Raw genomic sequence first — 16,254 nt, 5'->3', positions numbered from 1 at the left:
TTAAATTATTTAAAGTTACTTTTGCGGCGAACATTTAAAGACACTCACCAATGTGTCTATTCTTCGCGAGAGAATTTTGTTCAAAACGCAAAGCCCTTTTTAGGGCTTTGTTTTTTATGCTGTTTTTAATGAAACATTAGAAGTTTTCGAGTTTTCTTCTAAGTCTTCAATAAATAATATTAAATCAGTTCTGTTATATTCTTTAGGGAATGATTTTCCGTTTACTAAAATTTCAGGAGTAAAGTTGATGGCATTTTCCGTACACCAATTCTTTTCTTTTTCAAGTTCTGAAGTGTAAACTTCTTTGTTTGAACACTCCCCCCATTTTTTTAGCCAAGTAGTAGGTTTTTGCCCCTCATAAATGGCATCCATAGCTAAGAGACACTCTTTTTCTCCTTCAGAATTATAAATTTCTATGAGCCTACTAGTAATTTTAACAACATCACTATTATTATCTTCTACATTAACGTTAAAACGTACTTTAATTTTTACATTGTTATGATATCTTTTAAGAATCTCATCAACATGAGTATGAACCGGTTTACAGTGTCCGCAAAAAGGATTTGTAACTATTGTTAGTTCAAGGTTAGAGTTGTGGTTTCCAAAAATAATTTCCTTACTGTCAGTTAACTGAGTGTTAAGTTGAGGTGACTTTTGTAATAAGCTATCAAATAGAGCGTAGTTTCTTTTAAACTTTACACTTGCTATTTTTTCTTTTTTAAGTTCTTGAATTTCAGTGAACAGAGGTTTAATGTAATTCCAAGCTAACCAAGTAAAAGAAGCAATCAAGCCTAAAGTAACAAAGTCAGTAAGTATAAAGGTGTTAATGTAACTATTTGTCAATACTGGAGCTAATGCTTGTAGCCAAAGTACTCCAACTATACTTAAACACAAAAGGCACCATTTTTTTACTATTGCATACTGATAATATAAAGAATATAATGTAATAGGTATAGCAAGTAAACTAATAGTATATGAAATTACAGGATTAGAAATTTGAGTAAAAGTTAAAAGAGATAATCCAATAAAATAAAGTATACTAAAGTCACTTAATTTGTATCCTTTTAAAATTTCAGCACCTTTAGAGGTTAATACAGCATCACAATCTTTTTTGTCATCAGTTCCAGAACAAAAAGCATCACCTATAGAGGTTTTTAACCCAAGCTCTTGTTTTATAATGGCAATACTAATAACAACGCCTGTTATTGATAACAGAAAATAAAAAGTATTGTACCATGAAGTTGAATTATTAAAAACAAAAAATAACGCAAAAACACTAAGAAGAGAAAAACCGATAGTTTTTACTAGTTTAGAGTTGTTTTTGGCTGTTTGGTAATCTTCTGTTTCTTCAACAGCAACAATAATCCCTGTAAACTTACTTAGAAATTCATTTTCAGATAATTTCGTTTTTTTGTTTTCAGAATCATAAATTATGTAATCCAATTTTTTTCTTTCCGCTACAATTAAATCTTGACCATGGTCGCCATTAATTTGAGCGATAAAACATTCAGGGAGTTGTAAAAGAGTTTCTGAATTAACAGGAACATCGGCTGCCACATTTTCAATATTAAAATGATCTAACACTCCTGTAATTGCGTGTAAACTAGGATAAGAAGGGTGGCTTTGAATTTGAAAAGCTAATTCTTCTTTGTCAAAAGAAATACTATTTTTCTTAAGTAAATTTTGTACTAAATTGATTAATGTGTCTTTCAAAAGTAAAAAGGTTTTTAAGGATAGCTATTTTTAGTTTTCCCAAAGCTATATTTTGATAATTATTTTTTTATAGAAAAAACCATAAAAAAAGTAAGGGAAAACCGTAATTTTTATTTTTTTAAATAAAGCCCTTTTCCTTAGCTATTAATATCAACTCTCTATCTCCTTTAGCTTTAACATTAAAAACTTTTTTTAAATGTCGTTTTCGTTTTTCAATGCTAGCTGCGGAAAGAGGTATGTAATTAGGCATGTCTTTCATTTTAGAACCTAATGAAAGTTCGTATAGAATTTGTCGATCTATCGAATCAATGGAAAAGTTGTTGGAAACTTCTTTTCTTAAAAGGCTTAAGACAGTTTTGCTATAATAAGGAATGTTATTAGTCACATTCTTTATCGCATTTTTTAATTCTTTTGAAGTTAAATCATTCTTAATAAGAAAGCCTTCAGGGTTTAAGCTTTTAAAAATATTGTGGATTCTGTAATTGTCATTACAATCAGTTGAAACAATCAGTCTTGTGTTTGGAAGTAATTTCCTTATTAAAAGTCCTAAGTCTTCACCAGATAAGATTTTTCTGTTCTTAGCAGGTGAAAGTTTTAAATCTAAAACAACAAAGTTGAGAGAAGTTTCTTTTTCGATTGTCTTTTTTATAATATCATAAGCTCCATTACAATTGTAGGTAATGTCCGTGTTAAAGTTAAAATTAGGGTTTAGCCTAGCTATTTTAGATATTATATTCTTGTACGTTTCGCAAATGAGCGGGCAATTATCTGCTAATAAAGCAGATTGTTTTTCTTTTCTCATGTTTAAATAATTTCGGGGGGAATACTATTTAATTGATTCTTTTTGCAAAAAATCAGCTCATAAATTTATACAAACTAATTTAAAATCAAAAATATATATAAAAAATAAACTATCTGTTCGTGAGAAATGTTGTAATCTTATTTTTTTAACTCTTTTTTTAGGAATTTCGCTGTATAGCTTTTTTTGTGATTAGAAACTTCTTCAGGAGTTCCAGAAGTTAGTAATTTACCACCTTTTTTACCACCTTCCATGCCAATATCAATGATGTAGTCAGCTAATTTAATAACATCTAAGTTGTGCTCAATAATCAATACAGAGTTTCCTTTATCAGCTAATTTATTTAAAACATCCATTAAAACACGAATATCTTCAAAATGCAATCCTGTAGTAGGTTCATCTAAAATATAAAAAGTGTTACCAGTGTCTCTTTTTGATAATTCGGACGCTAATTTAATACGCTGTGCTTCTCCACCTGATAATGTAGTAGATTGCTGACCAAGAGTGATGTATCCCAAGCCTACATCTTTAATTGTTTTTAGTTTTCTATATATTTTAGGGATATGTTCAAAAAAGGCTGTAGCTTCGTTGATCGTCATTTCTAAAATGTCTGAAATAGACTTTCCTTTATATCTAATTTCTAAAGTTTCTCTGTTGAAACGTTTTCCTTGACAAGTTTCACACTCTACATGAACATCGGGTAAAAAATTCATTTCAATAACACGAACACCACCACCTTGGCAAGTTTCACAACGCCCTCCTTTTACGTTAAAACTAAATCTACCAGGTTTATAACCTCGAATTAACGCTTCTGGAGTTTTGGCAAATAAACTGCGGATTTCGCTAAATACTCCTGTATACGTGGCAGGGTTAGAACGCGGAGTACGGCCAATAGGAGATTGATCAATATCAATAACTTTATCAACATGTTCTAATCCCTCAATTTTTTTATAAGGCATTGGTTTTTTAACAGCACGATAAATATGTGCGTTTAAAATAGGGTAGAGGGTTTCATTAATTAAAGTAGATTTACCACTACCAGAAACACCTGTAACACAAATCATTTTACCTAATGGAAATTCAACTGAAACATTTTTTAAATTATTCCCAGAGGCTCCTTTTAATGAGATTTTTTTTCCGTTGCCCTCACGACGTTTTTTAGGAATTTCAATTTTTTTTCGCCCTGATAAATAATCAGCAGTAAGTGTATCGTGGCTTTTTAAATCGTTAAAATTTCCTTCACTAACAATTTCTCCACCATGACGACCTGCACCTGGACCAATATCTAAGACAAAATCGGCATTTTTAATCATGTCTTCATCGTGCTCAACTACTAAAACAGAATTACCGAGATCACGAAGTTTGATTAAAGAGTCGATTAATTTTTGATTATCTCGTTGATGTAAGCCAATACTTGGTTCATCTAAAATATATAAAACACCTACTAGTTGCGAGCCTATTTGTGTTGCTAAACGAATACGTTGCGCTTCACCACCAGATAGTGATTTTGATGTACGGTCTAATGTTAGATAATCTAACCCAACATCCAATAAAAACTGAATACGAGTACGTATTTCTTTTAAAATTTCAGAAGCAATAGTGAGTTGCTTTTCTGATAATTTTTCATCAACTTCTTGAAACCAACTAGCCAATTCCAAAACATCCATTTGAGCTAAATCACTAATGTTTTTATCGGTGATTTTAAAATGAAGCGCTTCTTTTTTTAATCGTTTACCATTGCAAACAGAACAAGTAACTTCATCCATAAACCCTTTAGCCCAACGTTTTATTGAAGTACTTTCAGAATTTTTGTATTGATTTTCAATAAAAGCGATGATCCCTTCAAAATCAATTTCATAATTTCTAGTAACTCCAGCAGTTTTTGATTGTATTTCAAATTTTTCTTTCCCTCCGTGAAGAATAATCTCCATAGCTTCTTTTGGGATGTTTTTTATTGAATCAGTTAATTTAAAACTATAACGCTCAGCGATAGTTTGTAGTTGTTTGAAAATCCAACTATTTTTTTGTTCCCCTAAAGGAACAATCCCTCCATTTTTAATTGAAATAGCATCATCTGGAATTACTTTTTGATTGTTTATTTCATTGGTAATTCCTAATCCGTTACAGTGAGAACATGCACCTTTTGGTGAGTTAAATGAAAAGGTATTTGGTTCAGGATTTGGATAAGCGATTCCTGAGGTAGGGCACATCAGTTCGCGACTGAAATAACGTGGTTTTTCATCATCAACATCAATTACCATTAAAATATTATCACCTGTATATAAAGCGGTTTTAATGGTTTCTTCTAAACGTTTTTCAGCAGATTCATTTACAACCAAACGATCAATAACCACTTCAATATCGTGGGTTTTATAGCGATCGAGTTTCATGCCTTTTTCAATCTCACGAATTTCTCCATCAACACGAACACGAACAAATCCTTGTTTAGAAATTTGTTCGAACAACTCACGATAATGTCCTTTCCTCGATTTGATTATAGGAGCAAGAATAGCAATACGTTTTCTGTCAAAATCTTTTAAAATTAAGTTTTTGATTTGTTCATCGGAATAGCTTACCATTTTTTCACCTGTATTGTAAGAATATGCATCTGCTGCTCGAGAAAATAATAAACGGAGAAAATCATAAATTTCAGTAATAGTACCTACTGTAGAACGTGGACTTTTATTAGTAGTTTTTTGTTCAATAGAAATTACAGGAGAAAGTCCGTCGATTTTATCAACATCAGGACGCTCCAATCCACCTAAAAACTGACGTGCATAAGCAGAAAATGTTTCAATATAGCGACGTTGTCCTTCAGCGTAAATAGTGTCAAATGCTAAAGAAGATTTACCACTTCCACTCAAACCAGTAATCACAACTAGTTTTTCACGAGGAATTTTAACATCAATATTTTTTAAATTGTGAGCACGGGCTCCGTAAACTTCTATGTATTCTTGTTCTTTCAAAGTGAGGATTTTACCAAAAACAGCAAAGTTACCAAAACCAAATTTATTTTGAAGTAGTGATTGTTAACAAATAAACTGAAAATAGTATCTTGCGTGTTAATGAGTAGTCTTAGTATAGAAATACACGAAACAGCATTTGTTACATCAACATTTAGGTCTTTGAATGAGACTTTGAGTAGGGATGTGTATGCAGAGCTTTGGAGTAATTCTCGAACAGATGTTCTAGTAAAAAAATACCTCAATCAAGTTTGTGTAGAAGAAGTTTCGGCGCATTGTTTAAGAAATCGATTTTTTTTAGAGGAGATTGAAAGGTTAAAGCCAGATGTAGTTATTAACTTTGGATGTGGCTTTAGTATGTATCCTTTTCTATTAGATGAAAATATAATTAACATAGAAATAGATAAAGAGGAGGTAATCAATTATAAGAAAAGCAGAATAGGAGAGTTTATAAAAGCAGGGAAGTTGCCTGAAAGGACGATTCATTTTGTTGGGGTTGATTTTAGTGAAGATTATGTAGAGAAATTGTTAAAAACAATTAAGTCAATCAAAAAAGATAAAACCTCATTTGTTTTAATAGAAGGGGTGCTGTTTTTTTTGTCGAGAAAGGATACAGAGAAACTTTTTGATTTTTTTTCGGAAACCCAAGAGAAAGGAGATTACATAGGAAGTGCTTCTTTTCAAAAAGGATTAAAAAAATCCGAAGGGTTTAAAAAATTACTCAATTTTTGTAATAAAGAAATGGTGAAAACTGAAGCATCGGATTGGCAGACAATTGAAGATGATTTTTATAGAGAAAGTAAAAATTATGATTTGGTAAATCATCAAGACTACTTTAGTCTTTCAAAAAAATATAATAACGAGGTGAAATTAGAGGAAAATTTAATTCTAAATGAGAATTTTTATATATTAAAAAAAATAGTGTAATGAGGTTTATCCATTCAGTACGACATTTTTTCGAACGACACGGTTTTAATGTGTCTTCTAGGTTTGCAGATCGTTTAGGTATGCGAGCTACTAATGTACGTTTGTTTTTTATATACATATCATTTGTAACAGTTGGCTTGTCTTTTGGCTTGTACTTAACTATGGCCTTTTTACTGAGGTTAAAAGATATGATTTACACTAAAAGAACTTCTGTTTTTGATTTATGATAAATACCGTATTTAAGTCAAGGTTATATAAAGCTATAATTTATTCTGTATTGATTGTTTCGGTAGGGGTGTTAGGTTATATAGTGTTTTTTGGGTATTCTCTAATAGATGCTTTATATATGACAATTATAACCATTAGTACTATTGGTTTCGGAGAAGTGCATCCATTTGGGACAGGAGAAAAATTGTTTACCATCGGATTAATAATATCCAGCTTGTTTATTTTTGGTTATGCGGTTTCTTCGTTTTCAGAGTATTTAATTAGCGGACAATTTTTCCATCAACTAAAAGTAAAAAAAGTGCAAAAAAAAATAGAACAATTAAAAGGGCATACTATTGTGTGTGGTTATGGAAGAAATGGTAAACAAGCTATTTCAAAATTAAAGAATTACAAGAAACAAGTAGTTATAGTTGAAAAGTTCGATGAAATAGTCAGGCAATTAGATGAAAAAGGAGTGTTAACAATTCAAGGAGATGCAACGCTCGATGAAACTTTGTTAAGAGCAGGGATTATGAATGCAAAAAACTTAATAACTGCTTTAGCTTCTGATGCTGATAATTTGTTTGTGGTGTTAACTGCAAAACAATTGAATAAAAACTGTAAAGTAATTAGTAGAGCGTCAAAAGAAACTTCATATAATAAACTAAAAATAGCGGGAGCAGATAATGTGATAATGCCTGATAAATTAGGTGGTTCACACATGGCGTCTTTAGTTGTTACTCCAGATGTTATTGAGTTTGTTGATAGATTAACTATTGAAGGAGAAACGACTGCAAATTTAGAAGAAGTGGCTATTAATGGTTTACCTGAAAAATATCTTGATAAAACAATTTTAGACTTAGATTTACGAAAAAAAACAGGGTGTACAGTAATAGGTTATCGAACTCCAGATAAAGATTATATTATCAACCCAGAGGCTTCTGTGAAATTAGAAGCAGGAGGCAATTTAATTGTTTTAGGGCGCCCTGAACAAATAGAAACTCTTAGAAGAATTTTTTAATGAAGAAAGTAGTTGTAACTGGTAGTAATGGTTTACTTGGGCAAACTCTAGTGAATCTTTTGTTAAAAGAAAAAGATTATCAAGTAATAGGATTCTCTAGAGGTGAAAACAGAAGTGGAAGAAACGATTTTGAGTATGTTTCAATAGACATTACAGATAAAACGTCACTTTACAGAAAGCTATCTGAACACAAACCTGATGTTATTGTAAATACAGCAGCAATGACTAACGTTGATATATGTGAAATAAACAAAGAAGCTTGTGATAAATTAAATATTGATGTAGTCCAATATCTTAAAAACTATTCTAAAGATAATAACACACATTTAATCCATATTTCAACTGATTTTATTTTTGATGGAAAAAAAGGAACATATAAGGAGACTGATAAACCAAATCCGTTAAGTTATTATGGACTCTCTAAATTGAAGTCAGAAGAAGTCTTAACAAAATCGACTATAGATTATACTATTTTACGGACGATATTAGTGTATGGAAAAGTATACGATATGTCACGTAGTAATATAGTGTTATGGGTGAAGAAAATGTTGGAAGAAGGTAAAGAAATTACAATAGTAGATGATCAATTTCGTATGCCAACTTATGTTGAAGATTTAGCATTGGCGTGTAAATTGTCAATAGATAAAAAAGCATTGGGAGTTTTTAATGTTTCCTCAAAAAAATTGTTGAGTATTTATGAAATAGCACAACAAATAGCAGAAGTTTTTATGTTGGATAAAAGCTTGATAAAACCAATTTCTACAGAAGTTCTAAATCAAAGAGCTAAACGCCCAGAGATAACAGGGTTTGATTTAGCAAAAACTGAGCAATATTTAGGGTTAGCTCCGAAACCATTTCGAGAAGATTTACAAAAATTTAAAGAAAAACTAACGTAAAAACTATATTTAACAACGAAAACTTGTTGTAAGTACATTTTTTTATGATATTGCGGGCTACTAATTCAAAAATCTAATACATATTATGAACAAAAAACTACTTGCATTGCTGTTTTTGATAACGCCAATGTTAACATTTGCACAAGAAAAAGGTTTAGACAAACAAATTGACGAAGCTTTTAAACCTATTTCTGATTTTTTTAGTAGTGTGATTTTCTTTCCAGTATTTGGAACCCCTTTTGTATTGATTTTGTTAGTGGCTAGTGCCGCTTTTTTTACGATTTATTTTGGATTCCCTAATGTTCGTTACTTCTTTACTGCAATTAATGTTGTAAGAGGAAAATATGAGGATATTGAAAAGCATGGGGCTCAATTGTTATATGGAGAAGATGGTATAGCTCAAGGAGTAGATATGAATGAAGTTGATGATATTGAGGAGCATATAGAAAATGTAGAGAGTTTACATAGTGATTTAGAAATTGATGGAGATATAAAAGATACTATTAGAGATGAAAGTCATGAAGGAGAGGTATCACATTTTCAGGCACTGGCAACAGCTGTTTCTGGTACAGTAGGAAATGGTAATATTGCAGGGGTTGCGTTAGCAATCGCTTTAGGTGGTCCAGGAGCAACATTTTGGATGGTTATTTGTGGCTTACTAGGAATGTCTACAAAATTTGTTGAATGTACATTAGGAGTACACTATCGTGATGTAGGTGAAGATGGAACAGTATATGGAGGACCTATGTACTATTTATCAAAAGGATTAAAAGAAAAAGGTTTTGTAATCCTAGGTAAAATAGTTGCAGGAGCATTTGCAGTTTTCTGTATTGGAGGTTCTTTTGGTGGAGGTAATGCGGCTCAGTCTAATCAAGCAACTATAGTAATTAAGGAGTTGTTAGGTTTAGAAAGTACAGCAGCTGGAGCTATCATAGGTGTTGTGCTAGCTATTTTAGTAGGTGTAATAATTATTGGGGGTATCAAAAGAATTGCTTCTGTTACTGAAAAAGTAGTTCCTTTTATGGCTTTGTTATACTTATTAGCTTGTTTATATATATTAGGAGTTAATTTTTCTTTAATAGATGATGCTATCTCTTTAATTATAACAGAAGCTTTTAATCCAACAGCAATAGGTGTAGGTGGTATTATAGGTGTTTTATTAGTAGGGTTTAAAAGAGCGGCTTTTTCAAACGAAGCAGGAGCTGGTTCAGCTTCAATTGCACACTCAGCAGTAAAAACAAAATATTCAGCTTCTGAAGGTCTAGTAGCATTATTAGAACCATTTATAGATACTGTATTAATATGTACAATGACTGCTTTAGTTATTATTATTTTTAATTTTGGAGGAGCCTTTGAATATGGAGGAGATGGTACAGGGTCAGTGTTTATTGATGGTGTAGCTTATGAAGGGGCAGGAATTACTTCAAGAGCATTTGCAGCTTACATTCCTTTCTCAAACTTATTCTTAACAGTAGCAGTAGTATTGTTTGCGGTTTCAACAATGATTTCTTGGTCGTATTACGGATTACAGTCTTGGAAGTTTTTATTTGGTAGAGGAAAGAAGGCTGATTTAACATATAAAATTTTATTCTTAACTTTTGTGGTAATTGGTGCAGCGGCTAGTATGAAGTCTATTTGGGATTTCTCTGATGCAATGATTTTTGCAATGGTGTTTCCTAACATGGTAGGTTTATACTTGTTAATGCCTGTGGTTAAAAAGCAACTAAAAAGATATTTAGATGCTATTAACCTTAAGAAAGAAGCAGTAGAAGAATAAGAAATAAAAATTAATGAAAATATTTAAACCCCATTTCTGGTATAACAAACGCCAACGAAATGGGGTTTTCTTTTTGTTGTTTATCATTGTTGCTTTACAATTAATATATGTCTATGCCGATTTTTCTGAAGAAGAAGTAGAAGACGTAAATGAATCGGAATTGATAGCTTTTCAGAATAGAATTGATAGTTTAAAAAGAATAGAGCTGGATGGTAGAAAGCCAAAGCTATATCCATTCAATCCAAATTATATAACTGATTTTAAAGGATATCAATTAGGGATGTCAGTTGAAGAAGTAGATAGATTACATAATTACAGAAAGCTAAATAAGTGGATTAATTCTGTAGAGGATTTTAAACAAGTAACAAAAGTGTCTGATAGCTTATTGAATAAGATAGCTCCGTATTTCAAATTCCCAGATTGGGTGGATGCTAGAAATAAAAGAAAAAATCAAACGTTATTACGAACAAGGTCAGGAAGTAATTATAGAACTGAAAATCAAAATTTGCCATATGTAAAACCAACGTTGAGTACCACAGACATAAACAAAGCTACTCAAAAAGATTTTGAAACTATTAGCGGAATAGGCGAGGTGCTATCTTCTAGAATAATAAAATATCGAGGTAAATTACAAGGATTTTCACTTTCTGAACAATTATATGAAGTTTGGGGTCTAGATAAAGTAACAGCAAATAGAGTTATAAAAACTTTTACTATAGTAGAAAAGCCAACAATTAAAAAAGTAAATGTAAATACAGCGAGATTTAAAGAAGTATTGAAAAACCCATATATAAATTATGAGCTATGTAAAAAGATTTTTGAATACAGGGATGAAGTAGCAGAACTCCAAGATATATCAGAATTAAGAAATATTAAAGATTTTCCACTAAATAAATACGATAGAATAATCTTATATTTGGAAGCAAAATAAACAAGCAACAAAATTTAATAAACAAGCCACTATGAATAGTATGTACTTTACCGAAGAGCACGAAGCCTTTCGTCAGAGTTTTAAAGATTTTTTACAAAAAGAGGTCGTTCCTCATATAAATAAATGGGAGAAAGAAGGCACGGTAGAGCGTTTTATCTGGAAGAAATTCGGTGAAATGGGATACTTTGGCTTAAATCAACCAGAAGAATATGGAGGATTAGGTTTAGACCTTTTTTATACTGTTATCTTTTTAGAAGAGTTACAAAAAATAAATTCAGGAGGTTTTGCAGCTAATATGTGGGCACATGCTTATTTAGCAATGACACATGTAAATAAAGAAGGAGACGATCGAATTAAAAAAGAATATTTAACACCAAGTATCGAAGGAGATAAAATAGGGTGTTTATGTATTACAGAACCTTTTGGAGGAAGTGATGTTGCAGGAATGCGTACAACAGCAATAAAAAAAGGAGATACTTATGTGATTAATGGATCAAAAACATTTATTACGAATGGAGTGTATTCTGATTACTTAGTCGTTGCAGCTAAAACAGATCCAGAAGACAAACATAAGGGAATGAGTATTTTTATTATTGATAGAGATACTCAAGGAATTTCTTCAACTAAATTAGATAAGTTAGGGTGGAGAGCTTCTGATACTGCAGAAATTGCTTTTGATAATGTGGTAATACCTGCTGAAAATTTAATGGGAGATGAAGGGAAAGGTTTTCCTTATATTATGCAGCATTTCGCTTTAGAACGTTTAATAATGGGGATTAATGCTCATGCTCGTGCAGACTATGCAGTTGATTATGTTGTGCAATACATGAGTGAGCGTGAAGCTTTCGGGAAAACATTAGATAAATTTCAAGCCTTACGTCATAAAGTAGCAGAAATGGCCAGTAGAGTAGATATGTGTAGAGAATATAATTATTCTATAGCAAAACGATTGAATGATGGTATTTATGTCGTGAAAGAAGCGAGTATGAGTAAATTGCTGTCTACTAAAATGGCAGATGAGGTTATTTATGAAGCTTTGCAGTTGTTAGGAGGTTATGGATATATGGAAGAGTACCCAATGGCACGTTTACTACGTGATAGTCGTTTAGGACCAATTGGAGGAGGTACTTCGGAGATTCTTAAAGAGATTATTGCAAAAATGATAATAGATAAGAAAGAATATAAACCTGCAACATAGGTTGTTCCTAAGATAAAAGTTAAAATCCTGCAATAGCAGGATTTTTTTATTTAGGCTATTTTTAAAACCAAAAAAGAAATAAAATAATTTGATATTAAAGAATACTTTGTATATTTGCGGTCCAAAATCAAATAAAAAGATATAATAAACTGATATACTGTTTGTTGTCGGTTTGTTAATATATAGAGACTACAATGAAAGGAGGTGCAAAAATATGTTAATCATTCCAGTTAAAGAAGGAGAGAATATCGATAGAGCGTTAAAACGTTATAAGCGTAAATTCAGCAACACTAAAACGATGCAGCAATTACGTAACAGAAAGCAGTTTACAAAGCCATCTGTAGCAAAACGTGCTCAAATGATTAAAGCATCTTACGTTCAAGGATTAAGAACTCAAGAAGAAGTAGGATAGTAGTTATCCTTAAAATGTAAAAAACCTGTATTGATATCAATACAGGTTTTTTTTGTACCTTCAATTAATAAATAAGATAAATAATGCTAATAGAGGCTTTTTTGGAGTATTTAGAATTTGAAAAAAAATATTCAAAAAATACAATTCAAGCGTACAAAACAGATTTAATTACGTTTAAAGATTTTTGTGAGGTCGAGTTTGGTCAGGAGGATTTAGAAAATATTCATTACAATCAAATTCGAACATGGATTGTTAGTTTGGTAGATAATGATGTGTCAAATAGAAGTGTAAACAGAAAAGTTAGTTCTTTAAAAACTTTCTATAAGTTTCTGCAAAAAATTGGAGAAGTTGCCACGAATCCATTGTCAAATCATAAAGCATTAAAAGTTCAGAAGAAAATACAAACACCTTTTGATCAAAATGAAGTAAAAGAAGTTTTAGAATTAATAAGAGAGGGTGCTGATTTTGAATCAGTAAGAGATCGATTAATTATAGAAATGTTGTATTCAACAGGGATGAGGAGGATTGAGTTAATAAATGTTAAAGAGAAAGATGTAGATCATACAAGTAAAACAATAAAAGTCTTAGGAAAGAGAAATAAAGAAAGGTATGTAACAATCTTACCGTCAGTTTATAAAACTTTAGAAGAATATTTAAGTGAAAAAAAGGAGTTAGAAGAGGTGGATATGGAGGTGCTTTTTGTAACTAAAAAAGGAGTTAAAATTTATGAAACTCTTGTTTACCGAATAATAAATTTGTACTTTAGTAGGGTGTCAACAAAAGCTAAAAAAAGCCCTCATATATTAAGGCATGCTTTTGCGACACATTTACTTAATAACGGTGCGTCGTTAAATTCGGTTAAAGAATTGCTAGGACATTCAAGTTTAGCCTCCACCCAAGTATATACGCACAATAGCTTGGAGCAAATAAAAAAAGTGTATAACAAGGCTCACCCTAGAGAGTCAACTTAAAAGATCGAAGAATTATGAAGGTATTCACGCAATCAGTAAATTTCTCAGCAGACCAAAAACTAATAGATTTCATTGAGAAAAAAATAGGGGGATTAGAAAAATTTCATGATAAGATCGTTGATGCAGAGGTGTTTTTAAAAGTGCAAAAAACGAGTGAGAAGGAGAATAAAATTACTGAAGTAAAAATTAATATTCCAGGAAGTGAATTAATAGTGAAGAAACAAAATAAAACCTTTGAAGAAGGTATTAGTGTATCGGTCGAATCCTTAAAAAGACAGTTGCAAAAATCAAAAGAAAAATCAAAGGATGTGTTAGTATCATAAATAACGATAAAAAATAATTAAAAAAGTTTTAAAAATTAAAAATTACTTTTTACATTTGCAGTCCGTTAGAAATAGCGGATTGTTTTTTTATAGCAAAAGCCGATGTAGCTCAGCTGGCTAGAGCAGCTGATTTGTAATCAGCAGGTCGTGGGTTCGAGTCCCTCCATCGGCTCTAAAAAAATAAAAGTTCATTAAAATACTATTTAAGGTTTAGGGGAGATTCCAGAGCGGCCAAATGGGACGGACTGTAACTCCGTTGTCTTACGACTTCGCAGGTTCGAATCCTGCTCTCCCCACTATCTTAATAAAATTTTATTGCGGGAGTAGCTCAGTTGGTAGAGCGTCAGCCTTCCAAGCTGAATGTCGCCAGTTCGAACCTGGTCTCCCGCTCTAAATTCGTTGCCGACATAGCTCAGTTGGTAGAGCGCATCCTTGGTAGGGATGAGGTCACGGGTTCAAATCCCGTTGTTGGCTCTATTTTAGAGTTTATTTGACAAGAGTTTAAAAATAACACTAAATATATTTAACTAAGAATTAAAATTAATAATCATGGCAAAAGGAACTTATGATCGTTCGAAACCGCACTTAAACGTAGGTACTATTGGTCACGTAGATCACGGTAAAACTACTTTAACTGCTGCAATCACTAAAGTATTAGCAGATGCTGGATTTTCTGAGCAGAGAGCTTTTGATCAAATCGATAACGCTCCAGAAGAAAAAGAAAGAGGTATTACAATTAACTCTTCTCACGTAGAATACGCAACAGCTAACCGTCACTACGCACACGTTGACTGTCCAGGTCACGCCGATTACGTAAAGAATATGGTAACTGGTGCTGCACAAATGGATGGTGCTATCTTAGTAGTAGCTGCTACAGATGGTCCAATGCCACAAACTCGTGAGCACATCTTATTAGGTCGTCAGGTAGGTATTCCACGTATCGTTGTTTTCTTAAACAAAGTTGATATGGTTGATGACGAGGAATTATTAGAATTAGTAGAAATGGAAGTAAGAGATTTATTATCTTTCTATGAATATGATGGAGATAATGGTCCTGTAATTTCTGGTTCTGCTTTAGGTGCATTAAACGGAGAGCAAAAGTGGGTTGATACAGTTTTAGAATTAATGGAAGCTGTAGATACTTGGATTGAAGAGCCACCAAGAGATACTGATAAAGATTTCTTAATGCCTATCGAGGATGTATTCTCTATTACAGGTCGTGGTACAGTAGCAACTGGACGTATCGAAACTGGTATTGTTAATACTGGAGATCCTGTAGAGATTATTGGTATGGGAGATGAGAAATTAACATCTACTGTAACTGGTATCGAAATGTTCCGTCAAATCTTAGATAGAGGTGAAGCTGGAGATAACGCAGGTATCTTATTAAGAGGTATTGAGAAATCTATGATTAAGAGAGGAATGGTAATCTGTAAGCCAGGTTCTATTACTCCACACGCTAAGTTTAAAGCTGAGGTGTATATCTTAAAGAAAGAAGAAGGTGGACGTCACACTCCATTCCATAATAACTACCGTCCACAGTTCTACGTACGTACAACTGATGTAACTGGTAACATTGCTTTACCAGAAGGAGTAGAAATGGTAATGCCAGGTGATAACTTAACTATTATAGTTGACTTAATCCAACCTATCGCATTAAACACAGGTTTACAGTTCGCTATCCGTGAAGGAGGTAGAACAGTAGGAGCTGGTCAGGTAACTGAAATCTTAGACTAATTATAGTTTAATAATAAAGAGTATAAGGAGTCTCTTTTTAAGAGAGAGACTCCTTTAAAATACGGGTTTAGCTCAGTTGGTAGAGCACTGGTCTCCAAAACCAGGTGTCGGGAGTTCGAGCCTCTCAACCCGTGCAAAAACTAAAACGAGTTGTGGTGAAAACTGCAACTCGTTAAAAGGATAAAATATGAGTAACTTTGTACAATACATTAAAGATTCTTTTGAAGAATTAAATACCAATATGACTTGGATTTCTCGTGAAGAAGCTCAGAAGTCTACTGTAGTAGTTGCAGCATTTACAATTGTATTTGCTTTAGCTGTAGCAGGGATAGATAAGGTTTTTCAAACTGGGTTAGATAACTTCTTTAAAATGTTTTAA

Annotated in this window: 15 protein-coding genes and 5 tRNA genes; 17 read left to right on the top strand and 3 right to left on the bottom strand. The window is 32.2% G+C overall.

Going from position 1 to position 16,254, the window contains the following annotated elements; translation table 11 throughout:
* Positions 1–114: 114 nt before the first annotated feature.
* From ACQYZ7_RS12435 to uvrA, 3 genes are all read right to left on the bottom strand, one after another.
* Positions 115–1,713 (bottom strand): vitamin K epoxide reductase family protein, encoded by a 1,599-nt coding sequence (locus tag ACQYZ7_RS12435; RefSeq protein ID WP_430730048.1) that lies wholly within the window; start codon positions 1,711–1,713, stop codon positions 115–117.
* Positions 1,714–1,831: 118 nt separating this feature from the next.
* A complete protein-coding gene (locus tag ACQYZ7_RS12430) occupies positions 1,832–2,515 on the bottom strand; it encodes a response regulator (protein ID WP_430730047.1) in 684 nt (227 codons plus the stop codon).
* Positions 2,516–2,652: 137 nt separating this feature from the next.
* Positions 2,653–5,478 carry an excinuclease ABC subunit UvrA gene (uvrA, locus tag ACQYZ7_RS12425; RefSeq protein WP_430730046.1) on the bottom strand — a complete coding sequence of 942 codons (2,826 nt, stop codon included), beginning with the start codon at positions 5,476–5,478 and terminating at the stop codon, positions 2,653–2,655.
* A gap of 99 nt (positions 5,479–5,577) precedes the next feature.
* Here uvrA and ACQYZ7_RS12420 point away from each other — a divergent pair, with 99 nt between their 5' ends.
* The 17 genes from ACQYZ7_RS12420 to secE all read left to right on the top strand — a co-directional run bounded on the left by ACQYZ7_RS12420 (position 5,578) and on the right by secE (position 16,254).
* Positions 5,578–6,402 (top strand): class I SAM-dependent methyltransferase, encoded by an 825-nt coding sequence (locus ACQYZ7_RS12420; RefSeq protein WP_430730045.1) that lies wholly within the window; start codon positions 5,578–5,580, stop codon positions 6,400–6,402.
* Entirely contained in the window at positions 6,402–6,629 is a 228-nt protein-coding gene (locus tag ACQYZ7_RS12415) for a PspC domain-containing protein (RefSeq protein ID WP_430730044.1), read from the top strand. Before ACQYZ7_RS12420 ends, ACQYZ7_RS12415 begins: the two co-directional genes overlap by 1 nt.
* Complete coding sequence (locus ACQYZ7_RS12410; protein ID WP_430730043.1) at positions 6,626–7,630, top strand: potassium channel family protein; 1,005 nt, start codon at positions 6,626–6,628, stop codon at positions 7,628–7,630. Before ACQYZ7_RS12415 ends, ACQYZ7_RS12410 begins: the two co-directional genes overlap by 4 nt.
* Entirely contained in the window at positions 7,630–8,526 is an 897-nt protein-coding gene (locus ACQYZ7_RS12405) for an SDR family oxidoreductase (protein WP_430730042.1), read from the top strand. Before ACQYZ7_RS12410 ends, ACQYZ7_RS12405 begins: the two co-directional genes overlap by 1 nt.
* 85 nt (positions 8,527–8,611) lie before the next feature.
* Positions 8,612–10,303 (top strand): alanine/glycine:cation symporter family protein, encoded by a 1,692-nt coding sequence (locus ACQYZ7_RS12400; RefSeq protein ID WP_430730041.1) that lies wholly within the window; start codon positions 8,612–8,614, stop codon positions 10,301–10,303.
* Positions 10,304–10,316: 13 nt separating this feature from the next.
* The gene (locus ACQYZ7_RS12395) at positions 10,317–11,234 is read left to right on the top strand and encodes a helix-hairpin-helix domain-containing protein (protein WP_430730040.1); all 918 of its coding nucleotides are present in this window, start codon (positions 10,317–10,319) and stop codon (positions 11,232–11,234) included.
* Positions 11,235–11,265: 31 nt separating this feature from the next.
* Entirely contained in the window at positions 11,266–12,432 is a 1,167-nt protein-coding gene (locus tag ACQYZ7_RS12390) for an acyl-CoA dehydrogenase family protein (protein ID WP_430730039.1), read from the top strand.
* Between the two features lie 214 nt (positions 12,433–12,646).
* A complete protein-coding gene (rpsU, locus tag ACQYZ7_RS12385; RefSeq protein ID WP_115902084.1) occupies positions 12,647–12,844 on the top strand; it encodes a 30S ribosomal protein S21 in 198 nt (65 codons plus the stop codon).
* Between the two features lie 83 nt (positions 12,845–12,927).
* Complete coding sequence (locus ACQYZ7_RS12380; RefSeq protein ID WP_430730038.1) at positions 12,928–13,815, top strand: tyrosine-type recombinase/integrase; 888 nt, start codon at positions 12,928–12,930, stop codon at positions 13,813–13,815.
* A gap of 14 nt (positions 13,816–13,829) precedes the next feature.
* On the top strand, positions 13,830–14,138 hold the full coding sequence (gene hpf / locus ACQYZ7_RS12375; RefSeq protein ID WP_430730037.1) for a ribosome hibernation-promoting factor, HPF/YfiA family: 309 nt from the start codon (positions 13,830–13,832) through the stop codon (positions 14,136–14,138).
* A gap of 98 nt (positions 14,139–14,236) precedes the next feature.
* A tRNA-Thr gene (locus ACQYZ7_RS12370) sits at positions 14,237–14,310 on the top strand.
* Positions 14,311–14,351: 41 nt separating this feature from the next.
* A tRNA-Tyr gene (locus ACQYZ7_RS12365) sits at positions 14,352–14,434 on the top strand.
* Between the two features lie 21 nt (positions 14,435–14,455).
* Positions 14,456–14,528 (top strand) — tRNA-Gly (locus ACQYZ7_RS12360).
* An 11-nt stretch (positions 14,529–14,539) separates the two neighbouring features.
* Positions 14,540–14,612, top strand: a tRNA-Thr gene (locus tag ACQYZ7_RS12355).
* A gap of 75 nt (positions 14,613–14,687) precedes the next feature.
* Complete coding sequence (gene tuf, locus ACQYZ7_RS12350; protein WP_430730036.1) at positions 14,688–15,875, top strand: elongation factor Tu; 1,188 nt, start codon at positions 14,688–14,690, stop codon at positions 15,873–15,875.
* Positions 15,876–15,936: 61 nt separating this feature from the next.
* A tRNA-Trp gene (locus tag ACQYZ7_RS12345) sits at positions 15,937–16,009 on the top strand.
* A 53-nt stretch (positions 16,010–16,062) separates the two neighbouring features.
* Positions 16,063–16,254 carry a preprotein translocase subunit SecE gene (secE, locus tag ACQYZ7_RS12340; RefSeq protein WP_047790104.1) on the top strand — a complete coding sequence of 64 codons (192 nt, stop codon included), beginning with the start codon at positions 16,063–16,065 and terminating at the stop codon, positions 16,252–16,254.

Origin of the sequence: Tenacibaculum sp. SDUM215027 (assembly GCF_050566205.1) — a bacterium.
Taxonomy (GTDB): Bacteria; Bacteroidota; Bacteroidia; order Flavobacteriales; family Flavobacteriaceae; genus Polaribacter.
The sequence above is the reverse complement of the archived record's forward strand: the minus strand, read 5'-3'. Positions and strand labels throughout refer to the sequence as shown.

Bases quoted from the DNA above. Each gene is read 5' to 3' on its own strand.
- ACQYZ7_RS12430 (WP_430730047.1), bottom strand. From the start codon at position 2,515: ATGAGAAAAGAAAAACAATCTGCTTTATTAGCAGATAATTGCCCGCTC.
- ACQYZ7_RS12420 (WP_430730045.1), top strand. From the start codon at position 5,578: ATGAGTAGTCTTAGTATAGAAATACACGAAACAGCATTTGTTACATCA.
- ACQYZ7_RS12415 (WP_430730044.1), top strand. From the start codon at position 6,402: ATGAGGTTTATCCATTCAGTACGACATTTTTTCGAACGACACGGTTTT.
- ACQYZ7_RS12410 (WP_430730043.1), top strand. From the start codon at position 6,626: ATGATAAATACCGTATTTAAGTCAAGGTTATATAAAGCTATAATTTAT.
- ACQYZ7_RS12405 (WP_430730042.1), top strand. From the start codon at position 7,630: ATGAAGAAAGTAGTTGTAACTGGTAGTAATGGTTTACTTGGGCAAACT.
- ACQYZ7_RS12400 (WP_430730041.1), top strand. From the start codon at position 8,612: ATGAACAAAAAACTACTTGCATTGCTGTTTTTGATAACGCCAATGTTA.
- ACQYZ7_RS12395 (WP_430730040.1), top strand. From the start codon at position 10,317: ATGAAAATATTTAAACCCCATTTCTGGTATAACAAACGCCAACGAAAT.
- ACQYZ7_RS12390 (WP_430730039.1), top strand. From the start codon at position 11,266: ATGAATAGTATGTACTTTACCGAAGAGCACGAAGCCTTTCGTCAGAGT.
- rpsU (WP_115902084.1), top strand. From the start codon at position 12,647: ATGTTAATCATTCCAGTTAAAGAAGGAGAGAATATCGATAGAGCGTTA.
- ACQYZ7_RS12380 (WP_430730038.1), top strand. From the start codon at position 12,928: ATGCTAATAGAGGCTTTTTTGGAGTATTTAGAATTTGAAAAAAAATAT.
- hpf (WP_430730037.1), top strand. From the start codon at position 13,830: ATGAAGGTATTCACGCAATCAGTAAATTTCTCAGCAGACCAAAAACTA.
- tuf (WP_430730036.1), top strand. From the start codon at position 14,688: ATGGCAAAAGGAACTTATGATCGTTCGAAACCGCACTTAAACGTAGGT.
- secE (WP_047790104.1), top strand. From the start codon at position 16,063: ATGAGTAACTTTGTACAATACATTAAAGATTCTTTTGAAGAATTAAAT.